The sequence below is a fragment of the Streptomyces sp. NPDC043176 genome (assembly GCF_056436715.1).
The window spans coordinates 327,074-345,910 of sequence record NZ_JBWKCA010000003.1 but is presented as its reverse complement, the minus strand read 5'-3'; the positions used below and the strand labels follow the sequence as shown (position 1 = coordinate 345,910).

General features: G+C 71.0%; 16 protein-coding genes. 15 read left to right on the top strand and 1 reads right to left on the bottom strand.

The window, feature by feature from the left end; all coding sequences use genetic code 11:
• From AC067A_RS06615 to AC067A_RS06545, 15 genes are all read left to right on the top strand, one after another.
• Positions 1 to 555, top strand: a complete 555-nt coding sequence (locus AC067A_RS06615) for a NuoB/complex I 20 kDa subunit family protein (RefSeq protein WP_017239455.1) — start codon at positions 1 to 3, stop codon at positions 553 to 555.
• Entirely contained in the window at positions 552 to 1,283 is a 732-nt protein-coding gene (locus AC067A_RS06610) for an NADH-quinone oxidoreductase subunit C (protein WP_478615376.1), read from the top strand. The genes AC067A_RS06615 and AC067A_RS06610 overlap by 4 nt, the downstream gene beginning before the upstream one ends.
• Positions 1,283 to 2,605: an NADH-quinone oxidoreductase subunit D gene (locus AC067A_RS06605; protein WP_478615373.1), complete on the top strand. Its 1,323-nt coding sequence runs from the start codon at positions 1,283 to 1,285 to the stop codon at positions 2,603 to 2,605. The genes AC067A_RS06610 and AC067A_RS06605 overlap by 1 nt, the downstream gene beginning before the upstream one ends.
• Positions 2,602 to 3,342, top strand: coding sequence for an NADH-quinone oxidoreductase subunit NuoE (nuoE, locus tag AC067A_RS06600; RefSeq protein ID WP_478615370.1), 741 nt, complete (start codon positions 2,602 to 2,604; stop codon positions 3,340 to 3,342). The genes AC067A_RS06605 and nuoE overlap by 4 nt, the downstream gene beginning before the upstream one ends.
• Entirely contained in the window at positions 3,339 to 4,691 is a 1,353-nt protein-coding gene (nuoF, locus tag AC067A_RS06595; RefSeq protein ID WP_478615368.1) for an NADH-quinone oxidoreductase subunit NuoF, read from the top strand. Before nuoE ends, nuoF begins: the two co-directional genes overlap by 4 nt.
• Positions 4,688 to 7,171 carry an NADH-quinone oxidoreductase subunit G gene (locus AC067A_RS06590; RefSeq protein WP_478615365.1) on the top strand — a complete coding sequence of 828 codons (2,484 nt, stop codon included), beginning with the start codon at positions 4,688 to 4,690 and terminating at the stop codon, positions 7,169 to 7,171. The genes nuoF and AC067A_RS06590 overlap by 4 nt, the downstream gene beginning before the upstream one ends.
• Complete coding sequence (gene nuoH, locus AC067A_RS06585) at positions 7,168 to 8,532, top strand: NADH-quinone oxidoreductase subunit NuoH (RefSeq protein WP_478615362.1); 1,365 nt, start codon at positions 7,168 to 7,170, stop codon at positions 8,530 to 8,532. Before AC067A_RS06590 ends, nuoH begins: the two co-directional genes overlap by 4 nt.
• Positions 8,507 to 9,103, top strand: a complete 597-nt coding sequence (gene nuoI / locus AC067A_RS06580) for an NADH-quinone oxidoreductase subunit NuoI (RefSeq protein WP_189800459.1) — start codon at positions 8,507 to 8,509, stop codon at positions 9,101 to 9,103. Before nuoH ends, nuoI begins: the two co-directional genes overlap by 26 nt.
• Positions 9,100 to 9,927: an NADH-quinone oxidoreductase subunit J gene (locus AC067A_RS06575; RefSeq protein WP_478615360.1), complete on the top strand. Its 828-nt coding sequence runs from the start codon at positions 9,100 to 9,102 to the stop codon at positions 9,925 to 9,927. The genes nuoI and AC067A_RS06575 overlap by 4 nt, the downstream gene beginning before the upstream one ends.
• On the top strand, positions 9,924 to 10,223 hold the full coding sequence (gene nuoK, locus AC067A_RS06570; protein WP_017239464.1) for an NADH-quinone oxidoreductase subunit NuoK: 300 nt from the start codon (positions 9,924 to 9,926) through the stop codon (positions 10,221 to 10,223). Before AC067A_RS06575 ends, nuoK begins: the two co-directional genes overlap by 4 nt.
• A gap of 10 nt (positions 10,224 to 10,233) precedes the next feature.
• The gene (gene nuoL / locus AC067A_RS06565) at positions 10,234 to 12,129 is read left to right on the top strand and encodes an NADH-quinone oxidoreductase subunit L (protein WP_478615357.1); all 1,896 of its coding nucleotides are present in this window, start codon (positions 10,234 to 10,236) and stop codon (positions 12,127 to 12,129) included.
• A 5-nt stretch (positions 12,130 to 12,134) separates the two neighbouring features.
• Positions 12,135 to 13,706: an NADH-quinone oxidoreductase subunit M gene (locus tag AC067A_RS06560; RefSeq protein WP_478615355.1), complete on the top strand. Its 1,572-nt coding sequence runs from the start codon at positions 12,135 to 12,137 to the stop codon at positions 13,704 to 13,706.
• Positions 13,703 to 15,352 carry an NADH-quinone oxidoreductase subunit NuoN gene (gene nuoN / locus AC067A_RS06555; RefSeq protein WP_478615352.1) on the top strand — a complete coding sequence of 550 codons (1,650 nt, stop codon included), beginning with the start codon at positions 13,703 to 13,705 and terminating at the stop codon, positions 15,350 to 15,352. Before AC067A_RS06560 ends, nuoN begins: the two co-directional genes overlap by 4 nt.
• 221 nt (positions 15,353 to 15,573) lie before the next feature.
• Positions 15,574 to 16,518 (top strand): helix-turn-helix domain-containing protein, encoded by a 945-nt coding sequence (locus AC067A_RS06550; RefSeq protein ID WP_478615349.1) that lies wholly within the window; start codon positions 15,574 to 15,576, stop codon positions 16,516 to 16,518.
• 42 nt (positions 16,519 to 16,560) lie between these two features.
• Positions 16,561 to 17,376 carry a dioxygenase family protein gene (locus AC067A_RS06545; protein WP_478615346.1) on the top strand — a complete coding sequence of 272 codons (816 nt, stop codon included), beginning with the start codon at positions 16,561 to 16,563 and terminating at the stop codon, positions 17,374 to 17,376.
• Here AC067A_RS06545 and fahA read toward each other — a convergent pair whose 3' ends face one another.
• Positions 17,377 to 18,603 (bottom strand): fumarylacetoacetase, encoded by a 1,227-nt coding sequence (gene fahA / locus AC067A_RS06540; RefSeq protein ID WP_478615344.1) that lies wholly within the window; start codon positions 18,601 to 18,603, stop codon positions 17,377 to 17,379. It lies immediately after the preceding gene.
• Between the last annotated feature and the right edge of the window lie 234 nt (positions 18,604 to 18,837).

Below are 18,837 nucleotides of genomic sequence, written 5' to 3'. Positions count from 1 at the left end.
ATGGGACTCGAAGAGAAACTCCCGAGCGGCTTTCTGCTGACGACGGTCGAACAGGCCGCGGGCTGGGTGCGCAAGGCGTCCGTGTTCCCCGCGACGTTCGGCCTCGCCTGCTGCGCCATCGAGATGATGACCACCGGAGCCGGCCGGTACGACCTGGCCCGCTTCGGCATGGAGGTCTTCCGCGGCTCGCCGCGCCAGGCCGACCTGATGATCGTCGCCGGACGGGTCAGCCAGAAGATGGCACCCGTCCTGAGGCAGGTCTACGACCAGATGCCCAACCCCAAGTGGGTCATCTCCATGGGCGTCTGCGCCTCCTCGGGCGGCATGTTCAACAACTACGCGATCGTGCAGGGCGTCGACCACATCGTGCCGGTCGACATCTATCTGCCCGGCTGCCCGCCCCGCCCCGAGATGCTGCTCGACGCGATCCTCAAGCTCCACGAGAAGATCCAGGGCTCCAAGCTCGGCGTGAACGCCGAGGAGGCGGCCCGCGAGGCGGAGGAGGCGGCGCTGAAGGCGCTGCCGACCATCGAATTGAAGGGTCTGCTCCGGTGAGTGACGAGACACCCAACCCCGAGAGGGAGCTGAGCGCCCAGAACCTGCCGGGCCAGCGCGGGGACCACGGCGAGGAGGTACGCCTCCAGCGTGGCATGTTCGGCGCGAACAACGGCGGCGACACCACGGGCTACGGCGGCCTCGTCCGCTCCGTCCGCCTCCCCGGCCCGGCCGTCCGCCCGTACGGAGGCTGGTTCGACGAGGTCGCCGACGAACTCGAAGGCGCCCTCGAGGAGCAGGGACTGCTCCCCGAGAACGCCATCGAGAAGACGGTCGTCGACCGCGACGAGCTCACCTTCCACATCGAGCGCGAGCACCTCGTCCGCGTGGCCCGCACCCTGCGCGACGACCCGGCACTCCGCTTCGAGCTCTGTACCGGCGTCTCCGGGGTCCACTACCCGGGCGACAAGGGCCGCGAGCTGCACGCCGTCTACCACCTGCGCTCGCTGACCCACGGCCGGCTGATCCGCCTGGAGGTCTCGGCCCCGGACGCCGACCCGCGCATCCCGTCGCTCGTCGCCGTCTACCCGACGAACGACTGGCACGAGCGCGAGACGTACGACTTCTTCGGCATCGTCTTCGACGGCCACCCCGCCCTCACCCGGATCATGATGCCGGACGACTGGCAGGGCCACCCGCAGCGCAAGGACTATCCCCTCGGCGGCATCGCGGTCGAGTACAAGGGCGCCCAGATCCCGGCTCCGGACCAGCGGAGGTCGTACAGCTGATGTCCACCTCAGAAGCGTCTCCCCGCGAGACGACCGAAGGCACCGTCTACACGGTGACCGGCGGCGACTGGGACGAGGTCGTCCAGTCCGCGGCCAAGGCCGACGACGAGCGGATCGTCGTCAACATGGGCCCCCAGCACCCGTCCACCCACGGCGTGCTCCGCCTCATCCTGGAGATCGACGGCGAGACCGTCACCGAGGCCCGCTGCGGCATCGGCTACCTCCACACCGGCATCGAGAAGAACCTCGAGTACCGGACCTGGACGCAGGGCACCACCTTCGTCACGCGCATGGACTACCTCACCTCGTTCTACAACGAGACGGCGTACTGCCTCGGCGTGGAGAAGCTCCTCGGCATCACCGAGCAGATCCCCGACCGGGCGAGCGTCATCCGGGTGCTCCTCATGGAGCTCAACCGGCTCTCCTCGCACCTGGTGTGCATCGCCACCGGCGGCATGGAGCTCGGCGCCACGACGATCATGATCTACGGCTTCCGGGACCGCGAGATGATCCTGGACCTGTACGAGCTGATCACCGGCCTGCGCATGAACCACGCGTTCATCCGCCCCGGCGGCCTCGCCCAGGACCTGCCGCCCGGCGCCGTCGACGCGCTGCGCGAGTTCGTGAAGACCATGAAGAAGAACCTGCCGGAGTACGACAAGCTCGCCACCGGCAACCCCATCTTCAAGGCCCGCATGCAGGACGTCGGCTACCTCGACCTCACCGGCTGCATGGCCCTCGGCGCCACCGGACCGATCCTGCGCTCCGCGGGCCTCCCGCACGACCTGCGCAAGACCGACCCGTACTGCGGCTACGAGAACTACGACTTCGACGTCCCCACCGCCGACACCTGCGACTCCTACGGACGCTTCCTCGTCCGCCTGGAGGAGATGCGCCAATCGCTCCGGATCGTCGAACAGTGCCTCGACCGCCTGGAGCCCGGCCCCGTCATGGTCGGCGACAAGAAGATCGCCTGGCCCGCGCAGCTCGCGCTCGGCCCCGACGGCCTCGGCAACTCGCCCGACCACATCGCGAAGATCATGGGCACCTCCATGGAGGCCCTGATCCACCACTTCAAGCTGGTCACCGAGGGCTTCCGGGTCCCCGCCGGACAGGCGTACGCGGCCGTCGAGTCCCCCAAGGGCGAGCTCGGCGTGCACGTCGTCTCCGACGGCGGCACCCGCCCCTTCCGGGTCCACTTCCGCGACCCGTCCTTCACCAACCTCCAGGCCATGGCCGCGATGTGCGAGGGCGGCCAGGTCGCCGACGTCATCGTCGCCGTCGCCTCCATCGACCCCGTGATGGGAGGCGTCGACCGATGACGGAGAACGTCAGCCTGGGGATGCCCCAGCTCCCCGCCCCCGCGTACCCCGACGAGGTCCGCGCCCGCCTGACGGAGGACGCCCGGGCGATCATCGCCCGCTACCCGGACTCCCGCTCGGCGCTCCTTCCGATGCTGCACCTCGTGCAGTCGGAGGAGGGCCACGTGACCCGCACCGGCATGGCGTTCTGCGCCGACCTCCTCGGCCTGACCACCGCCGAGGTCACCGCCGTCGTCACCTTCTACACGATGTACCGGCGCAAGCCCTCCGGCGACTACCAGGTCGGCGTCTGCACCAACACGCTCTGCGCGGTCATGGGCGGCGACGCCATCTTCGAGGAGCTCAAGGCCCACCTCGCCGTCGGCAACAACGAGACCACCGACGACGGCAAGGTCACCCTCGAGCACATCGAGTGCAACGCGGCCTGCGACTTCGCACCGGTCGTGATGGTCAACTGGGAGTTCTTCGACAACCAGACCCCCGCCTCCGCCAAGCAGCTGGTGGACGACCTGCGGGCCGGCCGGACCGTCGAACCCACCCGCGGCGCCCCGCTCTGCACCTTCAAGGAGACCGCCCGCATCCTGGCCGGCTTCCCCGACGAGCGCCCCGGCGCCGTCGAGGCCACCGGCGGGGCCGGCCCCGCCTCCCTCGTCGGCCTGCGTCTGGCCAAGGGCGAGCAGCCGCACCACCGAATCGTCCACCCGCGCGGTGAGACCTCCGGTCAGGAGGGGGAGTGATGACCTTGGCCGCCGAGATCGACAACAGCAGCCCCGAGAAGCTGCTCGCACCCGTCCTCTCCGCCTTCTGGGACCAGCCCGGCTCCTGGACCCTGGCGACCTACGAGCGCCACGAGGGGTACCAGGGCCTCAAGCGGGCCCTCGCGATGAGCCCCGACGACCTCATCGCGTACGTCAAGGAATCCGGGCTCCGCGGACGCGGCGGCGCCGGCTTCCCCACCGGCATGAAGTGGCAGTTCATCCCGCAGGGCGACGGCAAGCCGCACTACCTCGTCGTCAACGCCGACGAGTCCGAGCCCGGCACCTGCAAGGACATCCCCCTCCTCTTCGCCAACCCGCACTCCCTCATCGAGGGAATGATCATCGCCTGCTACGCGATCCGCTCCGAGCACGCGTTCATCTACCTGCGCGGCGAGGTCGTCCCCGTCCTGCGCCGCCTCCACGAGGCGGTCCGCGAGGCCTACGCGGCCGGCTACCTCGGCCGGAACATCCTGGGCAGCGGCCTGAACCTCGAACTCACCGTGCACGCCGGCGCCGGCGCGTACATCTGCGGCGAGGAGACCGCGCTCCTCGACTCCCTCGAAGGGCGCCGCGGCCAGCCCCGGCTACGTCCGCCCTTCCCCGCGGTCGCCGGTCTGTACGCCTGCCCCACCGTGGTGAACAACGTCGAGTCCATCGCGTCCGTTCCCGCGATCCTCAACCGGGGCAAGGAGTGGTTCACGTCGATGGGCAGCGAGAAGTCCCCGGGCTTCACGCTGTACTCGCTGAGCGGGCACGTCGCCTCGCCCGGCCAGTACGAGGCCCCGCTCGGCATCACCCTGCGCCAGCTCCTCGACATGAGCGGCGGCATGCGCCCCGGTCACCGCCTCAAGTTCTGGACCCCCGGCGGCTCCTCCACCCCGATGTTCACCGACGAGCACCTCGACGTGCCCCTCGACTACGAGGGCGTCGGCGCCGCGGGCTCCATGCTCGGCACCAAGGCCCTCCAGTGCTTCGACGAGACCACCTGCGTCGTCCGGGCCGTCACCCGCTGGACCGAGTTCTACGCCCACGAGTCCTGCGGCAAGTGCACCCCGTGCCGCGAGGGCACCTACTGGCTCGTCCAGTTGCTCCGCGACATCGAGGCGGGCCGCGGGCAGCTGTCCGACCTCGACAAGCTGAACGACATCGCCGACAACATCAACGGCAAGTCGTTCTGCGCCCTCGGCGACGGCGCCGCCTCCCCGATCTTCTCCTCGCTGAAGTACTTCCGCGCCGAGTACGAGCAGCACATCACCGGCCGGGCCTGCCCCTTCGACCCGGCCAAGTCGACCGCCTGGGCGGACAACCACAAGGAGGTGACCGCATGACCGTCATCGCGTCCACCCCCAGTGGCGGCGGCAGCGCGCCGGTGCCGCCCGAGGACCTCGTGACGCTGACCATCGACGGCGCCGAGATCTCCGTCCCCAAGGGGACGCTCGTCATCCGCGCCGCCGAACAGCTCGGCATCGAGATCCCGCGCTTCTGCGACCACCCGCTCCTCGACCCCGCCGGCGCCTGCCGCCAGTGCATCGTCGAGGTCGAGGGCCAGCGCAAGCCGATGGCCTCCTGCACCATCACGTGCACCGACGGCATGGTGGTGAAGTCCCAGCTGACCAGCCCCGTCGCCGAGAAGGCCCAGCACGGCGTGATGGAGCTGCTGCTCGTCAACCACCCGCTGGACTGCCCGGTCTGCGACAAGGGCGGCGAGTGCCCCCTGCAGAACCAGGCCATGTCCCACGGACAGGCCGAGTCCCGCTTCGAGGGCGTCAAGCGGACGTACGAGAAGCCGATCCCGATCTCCACCCAGGTGCTGCTCGACCGCGAGCGGTGCGTGCTCTGCGCCCGCTGCACCCGCTTCTCCAACCAGGTCGCGGGCGACCCGATGATCGAGCTGATCGAGCGCGGCGCGCTCCAGCAGGTCGGCACCGGCGAAGGCGACCCCTTCGAGTCGTACTTCTCCGGCAACACCATCCAGATCTGCCCCGTCGGCGCCCTCACCTCCGCCGCCTACCGCTTCCGGGCCCGCCCCTTCGACCTGGTCTCCACGCCGTCGGTCTGCGAGCAGTGCGCCGGCGGCTGCGCCACCCGCACCGACCACCGGCGCGGCAAGGTCATGCGGCGGCTCGCCGCCGAGGACCCGGAGGTCAACGAGGAGTGGATCTGCGACAAGGGCCGCTTCGGCTTCCGGTACGCCCAGCAGCGCGACCGGCTCACCACCCCGCTCGTCCGCAACGCCGAGACCGGTGAGCTGGAGGCCGCCTCCTGGCCCGAGGCCCTGGAGGCCGCCGCCCGCGGTCTCGTCCGCGGCCGCACCGGCGTCCTCACCGGCGGCAGGCTGACCGTCGAGGACTCCTACGCGTACGCCAAGTTCGCCCGGGTCGCCCTCGACACCAACGACATCGACTTCCGGGCCCGGATCCACTCCGGCGAGGAGGCCGACTTCCTGGCCTCCGCCGTCGCCGGACGCGGCCGCGACCTGGACGGCACGGGTGTCACGTACACCTCGCTCGAAGCCGCGCCCGCCGTGCTCCTCGTCGGCCTGGAGTCCGAGGAGGAGGCCCCCGGCGTCTTCCTGCGGCTCCGCAAGGCCTGGCGCAAGCACGGCCAGAAGACCTACGCGGTCGCCGCCTTCGCCACCCGCGGCCTGGAGAAGTCCGGAGGCACCCTGCTGCCGGCCGCCCCCGGCACCGAGACCGAGTGGCTGGACGCGCTGACCTCCCGGGTCGGCCTGGACGGCGACGGCCTCGCCGCCGCCGAGGCCCTCCGCCAGGACGGCTCCGTCATCGCCGTCGGCGAGCGCCTCGCGGGCGTGCCCGGCGCGCTCACCGCCGCCCTGCGCGCCGCGACCGCCACCGGCGCCCGGCTCGTCTGGATCCCGCGCCGCTCCGGCGAACGCGGAGCCGTCGAGGCGGGCGCCCTGCCGACGCTGCTCCCCGGCGGCCGGCCCGCGACCGACCCCCGCGCGCGTGAGGAGGTCGCCGCCGCCTGGGGCGTCCGCGAACTCCCGCACCGCTACGGACGCGACACCGGCCAGATCGTGGAGGCCGCCGCCACCGGCGAGCTCGGCGCGCTGCTCGTCGCCGGCGTCGACGTCGTCGACCTGCCGGACCCGGCACGCGCGCGCGAGGCCCTCGACGCGGCCTTCGTCGTCTCCCTGGAGCTGCGGCCCGGCGAGGTCACCGAGCGGGCCGACGTGATCCTCCCGGTCGCCGCCGTCGCCGAGAAGGCCGGCACCTTCCTCAACTGGGAGGGCAGGGCACGGCTCTTCGAGGCCGCGCTCAAGCCCGAGCAGATGACCAGGCCGCTCGCGCCGAGCGACGCCCGCGTGCTCCACATGCTGGCCGACGCCCTCGACGCCCACCTCGGCCTGCCCGACCTGCGGTCGGCCCGCCGGGAGCTCGACCGGCTCGGCGGCTGGACCGAGGAGCGGGCCGGCGAGCCCGGCGAACCGGGTCAGGCGGCGCCCCGGCCCGGCGACGGCGAGGCCGTCCTCGCCGGACACCGCCTCCTGCTCGACCTCGGCAGGCTCCAGGAGGGCGACACCGCGCTCGCCGGAACCCGGCACGCGGCCGTCGCACGGCTCTCCGCCGCCACCGCCGCCGACACCGGCGTCAAGGACGGCGACGTCCTGGAGGTGACCGGCCCGGCCGGTTCCGTGGCACTCCCGCTCCAGGTCACCGAGATGCCCGACCGCGTCGTCTGGCTCCCGCTCAACTCGACCGGCCGCGGCGTCCTCTCCGACACCGGCGCCCGCCCCGGCGCCCTGGTCCGCATCGGCCCGGCGACCCCGCAGGAGGTGCAGGCATGACCGCGAACGTCCTGGCGGCCGAGGACCTGTCCATGTTCGGCACGGACCCCTGGTGGCTCGTCCTGATCAAGGCCGTCTTCTGCTTCGCCTTCCTGATGGTCACCGTGCTCTTCTCCATCGTGTGGGAGCGCAAGGTCGTCGCCTGGATGCAGCTGCGCATCGGCCCCAACCGGCACGGCCCCTGGGGCATGCTCCAGTCCCTCGCGGACGGCATCAAGCTGATGCTCAAGGAGGACGTGATCGTCAAGAGGGCCGACAAGGTCGTCTACGTCCTCGCCCCGGTCATCGCCGCGATCCCCGCGTTCATGGCGATCGCCGTGATCCCCTTCGGCCCGGCCGGCGACGAGGTCTCGATCTTCGGCCACCGGACCGCGATGCAGCTCACCGACCTGCCGATCGCGATGCTGTACGTCCTCGCGGTCGCGTCCGTCGGCATCTACGGCATCGTCCTCGCCGGCTGGTCCTCCGGCTCCACGTACCCGCTGCTCGGCGGACTCCGGTCCTGCGCGCAGATGATCTCGTACGAGATCGCCATGGGCGCGGCCTTCGCCTCCGTCTTCCTCTACTCCGGGTCGATGTCGACCTCGAGGATCGTCGAGGCGCAGGCGGACCGCTGGTTCGTGATCCTGCTGCCGGTCTCGTTCATCATCTACATCGTCACGATGGTCGGCGAGACGAACCGCGCCCCCTTCGACATGCCGGAGTCCGAGGGCGACCTCGTCGGCGGCTTCAACACCGAGTACTCGTCCATCAAGTTCGCGATGTTCATGCTCGCCGAGTACGTGAACATGGTGACGGTCTCGGCCGTGTCGGTGACCCTCTTCCTGGGCGGCTGGCGGGCCCCGTACCCGATCTCCACCTTCTGGGAGGGTGCGAACCACGGCTGGTGGCCGATGCTCTGGTTCGTCCTCAAGGTCCAGCTGCTGCTGTTCTTCTTCATCTGGCTCCGCGGCACCCTGCCCCGCGTCCGCTACGACCAGCTGATGAAGCTCGGCTGGAAGGTCCTCATCCCGGTCTCGGTGGTCTGGCTGATGCTGGTCGCCACCGTCCGGGCGATGCGGAACGAGAACATCGCCTTCTCGAACATCGTCCTGTACGTGGCCGGTGCCGTCCTCGGACTGCTGCTGCTCTCCTTCGTCGTGGACCTGTTCCGCGACCGGAAGGAGAAGGCCGCCACCGCCGCCCCCGAGACGGAGCGGGCCTTCGACGCGATGGCCGGCGGCTTCCCCGTACCGCCCAAGCCCGGACAGTCCCTGCCGCCCGTGCCCCGGCGCAGGCCGCGGCACGACCGGGACCTCGTTGTCAGTGGCGCCCCCGATACCGCTACTTCGAGTGATGGAAAGGAGACGGACGGTGTCTGACTTCCAGAATCCGGTGGCCGGTTTCGGCGTGACCTTCAAGGCCATGTTCAAGAAGCGGCTGACCGAGCAGTACCCGGAGCAGCAGAAGACGACGGCGCCCCGCTTCCACGGCCGGCACCAGCTCAACCGTCACCCCGACGGTCTGGAGAAGTGCGTCGGCTGCGAGCTGTGCGCCTGGGCCTGTCCCGCCGACGCCATCTACGTGGAGGGCGCGGACAACACGGACGAGGAGCGCTACTCGCCCGGCGAGCGCTACGGCCGCGTCTACCAGATCAACTACGCCCGCTGCATCCTGTGCGGCCTGTGCATCGAGGCGTGCCCGACGCGCGCCCTGACGATGACCAACGAGTTCGAACTGGCCGACTCCTCCCGCGAGAACCTGATCTACACCAAGGAGCAGCTCCTCGCGGGCCTGGAGGAGACCATGGTCGACTCGCCGCACGCGATCTTCCCCGGCATGACCGAGCAGGACTACTACCGGGGCCTGGTCACCGAGGCCGCGCCCGGCACCGTCCGGCAGGTCGCCGTCTCCAAGGGCGAGAAGGGCGAGCCGGAGGGGGCGGACGCATGAACGCCACCCTCGCGGCCTACGCGACCTCGACCGGTGAGGCCTTCCAGTTCTGGGTCCTCGGCACCGTCGCCGTCATCGGCGCGCTCGCCACGATCCTGATGAGGAAGGCCATGCACAGCGCCCTGTCGCTGGCCGGCACGATGATCGTCCTCGCGGTCTTCTACCTCGCCAACGGCGCGTACTTCCTCGGCATCGTCCAGATCGTCGTCTACACCGGCGCGATCATGATGCTCTTCCTCTTCATCGTCATGCTGGTCGGCGTCACGGCCGCGGACTCGCTGAAGGAGACCATCAAGGGGCAGCGCTGGTGGGCCGCCGCATGCGGCCTCGGCTTCGGCATCCTGCTGATCGCCGGCATCGGCCAGGCGTCGCTCACCGAGTTCGCCGGCCTCGGCGCCGCCAACACGGCGCACGGCGGGAACGTCGAGGGCCTCGCCGCCCTCATCTTCACCAAGTACGTCTTCGCCTTCGAGATCACCGGCGCGCTCCTCATCACCGCCGCCGTCGGCGCGATGGTGCTCACCCACCGCGAGCGCACCGAGCGGGCCCGCACCCAGCGCGAGCTCTCCGAGCAGCGCGTGCGGGAAGGCAAGCACCTGCCGCCGCTGCCCGCGCCCGGCGTCTACGCCCGGCACAACGCCGTGGACATCGCCGGTCTGCTGCCCGACGGCACCCCGTCGGAGCTCACCGTCATCTCGACCCTGCGCAAGCGGGGCCAGGTCCGGGACGTGTCCACCGAGGCGATGGCCGACCTCAAGGCCATCGAGCAGCGCTCCGAGGAGCGGCTCGGCCGGGACCGGGACGAAGAGGAGGCCACCCGGTGAATCCCGTCAACTACCTGTACCTCGCGGCCCTGCTGTTCACCATCGGTGCGGCCGGGGTGCTGATCCGGCGCAACGCGATCGTGGTGTTCATGTGCGTCGAGCTCATGCTCAACGCCTGCAACCTCGCGTTCGTCACCTTCTCCCGCATGCACGGCAACCTCGACGGCCAGATCATCGCGTTCTTCACGATGGTCGTCGCCGCCGCGGAGGTCGTCGTCGGGCTCGCGATCATCGTGTCCGTCTTCCGTGCCCGCCACTCGGCCTCGGTCGACGACGCCAGCCTGATGAAGCTGTGAGGGGCTGACCGTGGAAAATCTCATTGCGCTGCTCGTCGGCGTGCCCCTGCTCGGAGCGGCGGTCCTGCTCTGCGGCGGCCGCCGGCTCGACAAGTCCGGGCACTGGCTCGGCACGCTGCTCGCGGCCGTCTCCTTCCTCATCGGCCTGGCGCTCTTCGCCGACATGCTCGGCAAGAGCGCCGACGACCGGGCCATGCACCAGCGGCTCTACACCTGGATCCCCGTCGAGGGCTTCCAGGCGGACGTCGCCTTCCAGCTCGACCAGCTGTCGATGACGTTCGTCCTGCTGATCACCGGGGTCGGCACGCTCATCCACGTGTACTCCATCGGCTACATGGAGCACGACGAGCGCCGCCGCCGCTTCTTCGGCTACCTCAACCTGTTCGTCGCGGCCATGCTCCTGCTGGTCCTCGCCGACAACTACCTGCTGCTGTACTTCGGCTGGGAGGGCGTCGGCCTCGCCTCGTACCTCCTGATCGGCTTCTGGCAGCACAAGCCCGCCGCGGCCACCGCCGCGAAGAAGGCGTTCCTGGTCAACCGGGTCGGCGACATCGGCCTCTCGGTCGCCATCATGATCATGTTCACCACCTTCGGCACCTTCGCCTTCGGCCCGGTCTTCGCGGAGACCGACAAGGCGGGCCAGGGCACGCTGACCGCGATCGGCCTGATGCTGCTCCTCGCGGCCTGCGGCAAGTCGGCCCAGGTGCCGCTGCAGTCCTGGCTCGGGGACGCGATGGAGGGCCCGACCCCGGTCTCGGCCCTCATCCACGCGGCCACCATGGTCACCGCCGGCGTCTACCTGATCGTCCGTTCGGCCGACATCTTCAACGCCGCCCCGGACGCCCAGCTGGTCGTCACCGTGGTCGGCGCCGTCACGCTCCTCTTCGGTGCGATCGTCGGTTGCGCCAAGGACGACATCAAGAAGGCGCTCGCCGGTTCGACGATGTCGCAGATCGGCTACATGATCCTGGCGGCCGGCCTCGGCCCCATCGGCTACGCCTTCGCGATCATGCACCTGGTCACCCACGGCTTCTTCAAGGCCGGTCTGTTCCTCGGCGCCGGTTCGGTCATGCACGGCATGAACGACGAGGTCGACATGCGGAAGTACGGCGGCCTGCGGACGTACATGCCGGTCACCTTCGCCACCTTCGGCCTCGGCTACCTCGCGATCATCGGCTTCCCCGGCCTGTCCGGCTTCTTCTCCAAGGACATGATCATCGAGGCGGCCTTCGCCAAGGGCGGCACCGAGGGCTGGATCCTCGGCTCGGTCACCCTGCTCGGCGCGGCCATCACCGCGTACTACATGACCCGCGTGATGCTCATGACCTTCTTCGGCGAGAAGCGCTGGCAGCCCGACGCCGAGGGGCACGCCCCCCACCCGCACGAGTCGCCCAGGTCCATGACGGTCCCGATGGTCCTGCTGGCCTTCGGCTCGGTCTTCGCGGGCGCCTTCTTCGGGATCGGCGACCGGTTCGTCACCTGGCTGGAGCCGGTGACGAGCTTCGAGCACGGCCACCCGCCGATCGGCGCCGGGGTCATCACCACCGCCACCGTCACCGTCATGGTGATCGGCGTCGGCATCGCCTACCTCCAGTACGGCCGCCGGCCCGTCCCGGTGGTCGCTCCCCGGGGTTCGCTGCTCACCCGCGCCGCCCGCCGCGACCTCCTCCAGGACGACTTCAACCACGCCGTGTTCGTCACGGGCGGCACGCACCTCACCCGCTCGCTCGTGTACGTCGACCACAGCCTGGTCGACGGCGTCGTCAACGGCACCGCGGCCTCCGTCGGCGGACTCTCCGGCCGGCTGCGCAAGCTCCAGAACGGCTACGCCCGCACGTACGCGGTCTCCATGTTCGGAGGTACTGCGGTGCTGATCGCCGCGACCCTGCTGATGAGGGCGGTGTAACTGACATGTCCTTCCCGCTCCTTACGGTCACGGCAGCGGTTCCGGCGGTCGGTGCCATCCTCACCGCCGCCGTCCCCGCCGCCCGCCGCACCGCCGCCAAGTGGCTGGCGCTGCTGGTCTCGCTCGCCACGCTGGTGCTCGCCGGCGTCGTCTTCGCCCGGTTCGAGCCCGGCGGCGAGCGGTACCAGCTCACCGAGTCGCACTCCTGGATCAAGGACTTCGGCGTCCGCTACGAACTGGGCGTGGACGGCATCGGGGTGGCGCTCATCGCGCTCACCGCCCTGCTGATCCCCTTCGTCGTCCTGGCCGGCTGGCACGACGCCGATCCCCTGGAGACGAAGTCCTCCCGCTGGCGCCCGACCCAGGGCTTCTTCGCCCTGATCCTCATGGTCGAGGCGATGGTGATCCTCTCCTTCGAGGCCACCGACGTCTTCCTCTTCTACATCCTCTTCGAAGCCATGCTCATCCCGATGTACTTCCTCATCGGCGGCTTCGGCGACCGCGCCCACTCGGGCTCCGACGAGAACGCGGCGGCCCAGCGCTCGTACGCGGCAGTCAAGTTCCTGCTGTACAACCTGGTCGGCGGCCTCATCATGCTGGCCGCCGTCATCGGGCTCTACGTGGTCGCGGGGAACTTCTCGCTCACGGAGATCGCCGAGGCGCGGGCCAACGGCTCGCTCGACATGGCGACCAACACCGAGCGGTGGCTCTTCCTCGGCTTCTTCTTCGCCTTCGCGGTGAAGGCGCCGCTCTGGCCGCTGCACACCTGGCTGCCGAACGCGATGGGGGAGGCGACCGCCCCGGTCGCCGTCCTCATCACCGCCGTCGTCGACAAGGTCGGCACCTTCGCGATGCTCCGCTTCTGCCTCGGGCTCTTCCCCGAGGCGAGCAAGTGGGCCACTCCGGCGATCGTCGTCCTCGCGCTGATCAGCATCGTCTACGGCGCGCTGCTCGCCGTCGGCCAGCGGGACATCAAGCGCCTGGTGGCCTACGCGTCGATCTCGCACTTCGGCTTCATCATCCTGGGCATCTTCGCGATGACCACCCAGGGCCAGTCCGGAGCCACGCTCTACATGGTCAACCACGGCATCTCGACGGCCGCGCTGATGCTCGTCGCCGGCTTCCTGATCTCCCGGCGCGGCTCGCGGCTCATCGCCGACTACGGGGGCGTGCAGAAGGTCGCCCCGGTGCTCGCCGGCACGTTCCTGATCGGCGGCCTCGCGACCCTGTCGCTGCCCGGACTCGCCCCGTTCGTCAGCGAGTTCCTGGTCCTGGTCGGCACGTACGCCCGGTACCCGGTGGCCGGTGTCATCGCCACCACCGGCATCGTCCTCGCCGCGCTCTACACCCTCGTCCTGTACCAGCGGACGATGACCGGGCCGGTGAAGGAGGAGGTCCGGACGCTGCCGGACCTGCGGCCGCGCGAACTGGCGGTGGTCATCCCGCTCATCGCCCTGCTGATCTTCCTCGGGATCTTCCCGAAGCCGCTGACGGATGTCGTCAACCCGGCGGTGCAGCACACCATGTCCGACGTCCAGCAGAAGGACCCGCAGCCCGAAGTGGAGGCCGCCAAGTGAGTTCCATGGCTGTCCACAGCTTGTGGACGACAGCGGCCGACCCGCTGACCAAGATCCCGGCCCCGCACATCGAGTACACGCAGCTCGCGCCCGTGCTCATCGTGATCGGCGCCGCGATCCTCAGCGTCCTCGTCGAGGCCTTCGTGCCCCGCAAGGGCCGCTACCTCGGCCAGGTCTTCCTGTCCGTCCTCGCCCTCGCCGCCGCCTTCGCCGCCGTCGTCGGCCTGGCGGCGGGCGGCTACGGCTCCACCAAGGCCCACATCGCGGCCATGGGCGCCATCGCCGTCGACGGTCCCGCCCTCTTCCTCCAGGGCACCATTCTCCTCGCCTCGATCGTCGCGATCTTCACCTTCGCCGAGCGCAGGCTCGACCCGGCCGACCACGGCCACAAGGTCGACTCCTTCGCCGCCGAGGCCGCCGCGGTCCCCGGCAGCGAGCAGGAGAAGGCGGCCGTCAAGGCGGGCTTCACCACCACCGAGGTCTTCCCGCTCGCGCTGTTCGCGATCGCCGGCATGCTGGTCTTCCCGGCGGCCAACGACCTCCTGACGCTGTTCGTCGCCCTGGAGGTCTTCTCCCTCCCGCTGTACCTGCTCTGCGCCGTCGCACGCCGCAAGCGGCTGATGTCGCAGGAGGCGGCCGTCAAGTACTTCCTGCTCGGCGCCTTCTCGTCGGCCTTCCTGCTCTTCGGGATCGCCCTGCTCTACGGCTACGCGGGCTCCGTCTCGTACGCCACCATCGCCGACGTCGTGGACGGCACGGTCGCCTCCGTCGACCCGGCGCTCGCCGACACCATGGGCAACGACGCGCTGCTCCTCATCGGCTTCGCCATGGTCCTCATGGGGCTGCTCTTCAAGGTCGGCGCCGTGCCGTTCCACATGTGGACCCCGGACGTCTACCAGGGCGCCCCGACCCCCGTCACCGGCTTCATGGCCGCCGCGACCAAGGTCGCCGCGTTCGGCGCGCTGCTCCGCCTGCTGTACGTGGTGCTGCCGGGCCTCACCTGGGACTGGCGGCCGGTCATGTGGGGCGTCGCGATCGTCACCATGCTGGGCGGTGCGATCGTCGCCATCACCCAGACCGACATCAAGCGGCTCCTGGCGTACTCGTCGATCGCGCACGCGGGCTTCCTGCTCGCCGGCGTCATCGCGGCCACGCCGACGGGCATCTCGTCCGTCCTCTTCTACCTGGGGGCGTACTCCTTCGTGACGATCGGCGCGTTCGCCGTCGTCACCCTCGTCAGGGACGCGGGCGGCGAGGCCACCCACCTCTCCAAGTGGGCCGGCCTCGGACGGCGTTCGCCGCTGGTCGCGGCGGTCTTCGCGGTCTTCCTGCTCGCCTTCGCCGGCATTCCGCTGACCTCCGGGTTCTCCGGCAAGTTCGCGGTCTTCAAGGCGGCGGCGGAGGGCGGCGCGGGCGCGCTCGTCGTGGTCGGTGTGATCTCCTCGGCGATCGCCGCGTTCTTCTACATCCGGGTGATCGTGCTCATGTTCTTCAGCGAGCCGAAGGCGGACGGCCCCACGGTCGCCGTGCCGTCGGCGCTGACGACGCTCACCATCACCGTGGGCGTGGCGGTCACGCTGGTGCTCGGCCTCGCGCCGCAGTACTTCCTCGACCTGGCGAACCAGGCGAGCGTGTTCGTCCGGTAGCGGCGGTCGTCCGCGTGAGGGGCCCGGCTCGCTGCGAGCCGGGCCCCTCCGTCGTGTCCGGGGGGCAGGTCGCCTCCGGGCCGTAGCGGGCGAGGAGACCGTCCGGATGCTTCCCGGAGAGCCGGACGTGCCGCACGCGGGGGTGACCCGTCGGAGGTGCCGTGCCATCGTGGAGACCGCCCCGAATGGTCTGTACCAGTAGTCGAGAGGGAAGCGGCACGATGCGTGGCACCACCGTCTTACCCGGCACCCCCTGCGCCGCCCCGAAGGCCGGCGAGCCGCCCATGCACCGCCTGGAGATCCGGCTGCCCGACGACGTGCCCTTCGCCGCCGGCAGCTTCGACGCCGTCGGCCCGCTGTCCCGGGCCGCGTTCCCGCACCGGCACACCTTCCACGAGATCGTCCACGTCACCTCCGGCACCGGCACCCACGTGGTCGACCTGGCCCGCCTGCCGCTGAGCCCGCCCCACCTGGGCGTCATCCTGCCCGGCCAGGTGCACCGCTGGGAGGACGCCCGGGGCCTGGACGGCACCGTCGTCCTCTTCGCCGAGGACTTCCTCCTCGACCACCCCGGCGACCGGGAGCTCCTCCGCCGCCTCGGCGAGCGCCCCTGGCACACCCTCGACGGCCCCACGCACGCGCGTACCGCCCGCCTGATGGCCGAACTCGTCGAGGAGTACCGGCACGGCGCCGACGGCTTCGCGACCGTGCTGCGGTCCCTGCTGCACGTCCTCCTGGTCCGTACGGCACGGCTGCCGGGCCACGGGGCGGACGACGCACCGGCCTCCGGCCCGCCGCGGGGCAGGACCGCGGCCGTCGCCGAGGAGTTCGCCCGCCTGACCGCCCGGACCGGAGCGGACGGCAGGACCGTACGCGAGTGCGCCGAGCTGATCGGCGTCACCCCCGGTTACCTCACCGAGGCCGTCCGGGCGGCCACCGGCCGCACCCCCGGCGACCTGCTGCGCGCGGCCCGCACCCGCGAGGCCCAACGGCTCCTGGTCGGAACCCGCCTGTCGATCCGTCAGGTGGCGTCCAGGGTCGGCTTCGACGATCCCGCCTACTTCTGCCGCTTCTTCCGCCGCGAGACCGGACGGAGCCCCGGGGACTTCCGAAAACACCACGACCGCCGCGCTCCGTCCCTCGAAGGCGACGGCCCCCGCGCCTAGGTTCGTGCCGATCCCGCAGCCCCCCACCTCCGAGGAGCAGGCATGGACAACGAGACCGGCACCGGGCACGTCACCCGCAAGGCGGTGCTGCGCGCCGCGTTCGCGGCCGGCATCGCGGCCCCCGCGGTCCTCATGGGCGTCCCCGCGCTCGCCCGCACCCTGACCACGGCCGACGCGCCGCCCGCGCTCACCCCCGCGTGCGACGACGGCGACGACCCCACCCCGCCGCAGACCGAGGGCCCGTACTTCAAGCCCCACTCGCCGCTGCGGACCAGCCTGGTGGACGCCGGCACCCCCGGCGTCCGGCTCACCGTCAGCGGCTACGTCTTCGGTCGTGCCTGCAAGCCGGTGTCCGGCGTCCTGCTGGACTTCTGGCAGGCCGACACCAACGGCGCCTACGACAACACCGGATTCCGCTTCCGCGGCCACCAGTTCACCGACGCGGGCGGCGCCTTCGGGCTGACCACGATCGTGCCCGGCCTCTACCCCGGCCGCACCCGGCACCTCCACGTCAAGCTCCAGGCCCCCGGCCGGCCGGTGCTCACCACCCAGCTGTACTTCCCGAACGAGCCCCGCAACAACACCGACACCCTCTTCGACCCGCGGCTGCTCATGACCGTCCGGGACACGGGCGGCGGCCGGGAGGCCGCCTTCGACTTCGTCCTCGACGTGCCGCAGGACCCGGGGCCGACCCCGACGCCCACGGGCGCCCCCGGCGGCACCTGGGCCGCCGGGACCGCCTACCGGGCGGGCGACACCGTCACGTACGGCGGCCTGGGCTATGCGTGCCTCCAGGCGCACACGGCCCAGGCCGGCTGGGAGCCGCCGAACGTCCCCGCCCTCTGGCGGGTCCGGTAGCTACGCGGACGGAAGGATCCGGCCCCGGACCTCGCCCAGCGCCACGCGGGTGCCGTCCGGGCCCGGAGCCCAGGCCGTCAGGACGACCTCGTCGCCGTCCTCCAGGAACGTCCGCTTGCCGCCGGACAGTTCGAGCGCGTCCCGGCCGTTCCAGGTGAGCTCCAGGAGCGAGCCGCGCTGGTTCGCCCCGGGCCCGGAGACGGTGCCGGAGCCGTACAGGTCACCGGTCCGCAGCGAGGCGCCGTTGACCGTCATGTGGGCCAGCTGCTGGGCCGCCGTCCAGTACATGGAGGAGAACGGCGGCTCGGAGACGACCTCGCCGTTGATCTCCACCGTGATCCGCAGGTCGAAGCCGCCCTGCTCCTCCGCGTCCGCGTCGTCCAGGTAGGGGAGCAGCGGCAGGTCCCGAGCGGGCGGCGCGGTCCGGGCGGCGTCCAGCGCCTCCAGGGGCGTCACCCAGGCCGAGACCGAGGTCTGGAACGACTTGCCGAGGAACGGGCCGAGCGGCACGTACTCCCAGGCCTGCACGTCCCGCGCCGACCAGTCGTTGAGCAGCGTCAGACCGAAGACGTGCTCCCGGAAGTCGCCGAGTGCCACCGGACGGCCGAGCTCCGAGGGGGTGCCGACGAGGAAGCCGACCTCCGCCTCGATGTCCAGCTTGATCGACGGGCCGAACACCGGGGCCGGGTCGGACGGCGCCTTGCGCTGGCCCGAGGGGCGTACGACGTCGGTGCCGGAGACCACGACCGTGCCCGCGCGACCGTGGTAACCGATCGGCAGGTGCTTCCAGTTGGGGGTCAGCGCGTCGCCGTCCGGGCGGAAGATCCGGCCGACGTTCGTCGCGTGGTGCTCGCTCGCGTAGAAGTCGACGTAGTCCGCGACCTCGTACGGCAGGTGCAGCGTCACCGCGTCCAGCGGGTGCAGCAGCGGCTCGACGTCCGCCCGGTGCGCGGGCACGGTCACCCACGCCGTGAGGGCCCGGCGCACATCGCGCCAGGCGGTCCGCCCGGCCGCCAGCAGCGGGTTCAGGGACGGCTGCGCGAGCAGGCTCGCGTACGGGGAGCCGAGGGCGTGGGCCGCGGCGCCCGCGTCCAGCACGTACCCGCCGATCCGGACGCCGAGCCGGCGCCGGCCGGGCTCGTCGGCGGTGGAGAAGACGCCGTACGGGAGGTTGTGCGGGCCGAAGGGATCGCCCTCGGCCAGGTCGAGCGGGCTGTGCTCGGACATCGGTGCGTGCCTCGCTTTCCAGGTGTGTGGGGGACACGTTACGGGCCGGGCCGCCGGGCGCGGATGACATGGATCACACGGAAACCGCGGCCTCCGTGGGCAACTGTGCCCCTTCGTCCCGTATATGCCCGAGGTGCGTGGTGAACCAGGCCGTGAGCTGCGGAAACAGGAACCCGACGAGGTCTCCCGAGCCCTACGATCGCGGTGGCGTCGCGCCGCGTGAAGTCCCCGCAG

Bases quoted from the DNA above. Each gene is read 5' to 3' on its own strand.
- AC067A_RS06615 (WP_017239455.1), top strand. From the start codon at position 1: ATGGGACTCGAAGAGAAACTCCCGAGCGGCTTTCTGCTGACGACGGTC.
- AC067A_RS06605 (WP_478615373.1), top strand. From the start codon at position 1,283: ATGTCCACCTCAGAAGCGTCTCCCCGCGAGACGACCGAAGGCACCGTC.
- nuoE (WP_478615370.1), top strand. From the start codon at position 2,602: ATGACGGAGAACGTCAGCCTGGGGATGCCCCAGCTCCCCGCCCCCGCG.
- AC067A_RS06590 (WP_478615365.1), top strand. From the start codon at position 4,688: ATGACCGTCATCGCGTCCACCCCCAGTGGCGGCGGCAGCGCGCCGGTG.
- nuoH (WP_478615362.1), top strand. From the start codon at position 7,168: ATGACCGCGAACGTCCTGGCGGCCGAGGACCTGTCCATGTTCGGCACG.
- nuoI (WP_189800459.1), top strand. From the start codon at position 8,507: ATGGAAAGGAGACGGACGGTGTCTGACTTCCAGAATCCGGTGGCCGGT.
- AC067A_RS06575 (WP_478615360.1), top strand. From the start codon at position 9,100: ATGAACGCCACCCTCGCGGCCTACGCGACCTCGACCGGTGAGGCCTTC.
- AC067A_RS06560 (WP_478615355.1), top strand. From the start codon at position 12,135: ATGTCCTTCCCGCTCCTTACGGTCACGGCAGCGGTTCCGGCGGTCGGT.
- AC067A_RS06550 (WP_478615349.1), top strand. From the start codon at position 15,574: ATGCGTGGCACCACCGTCTTACCCGGCACCCCCTGCGCCGCCCCGAAG.
- AC067A_RS06545 (WP_478615346.1), top strand. From the start codon at position 16,561: ATGGACAACGAGACCGGCACCGGGCACGTCACCCGCAAGGCGGTGCTG.
- fahA (WP_478615344.1), bottom strand. From the start codon at position 18,603: ATGTCCGAGCACAGCCCGCTCGACCTGGCCGAGGGCGATCCCTTCGGC.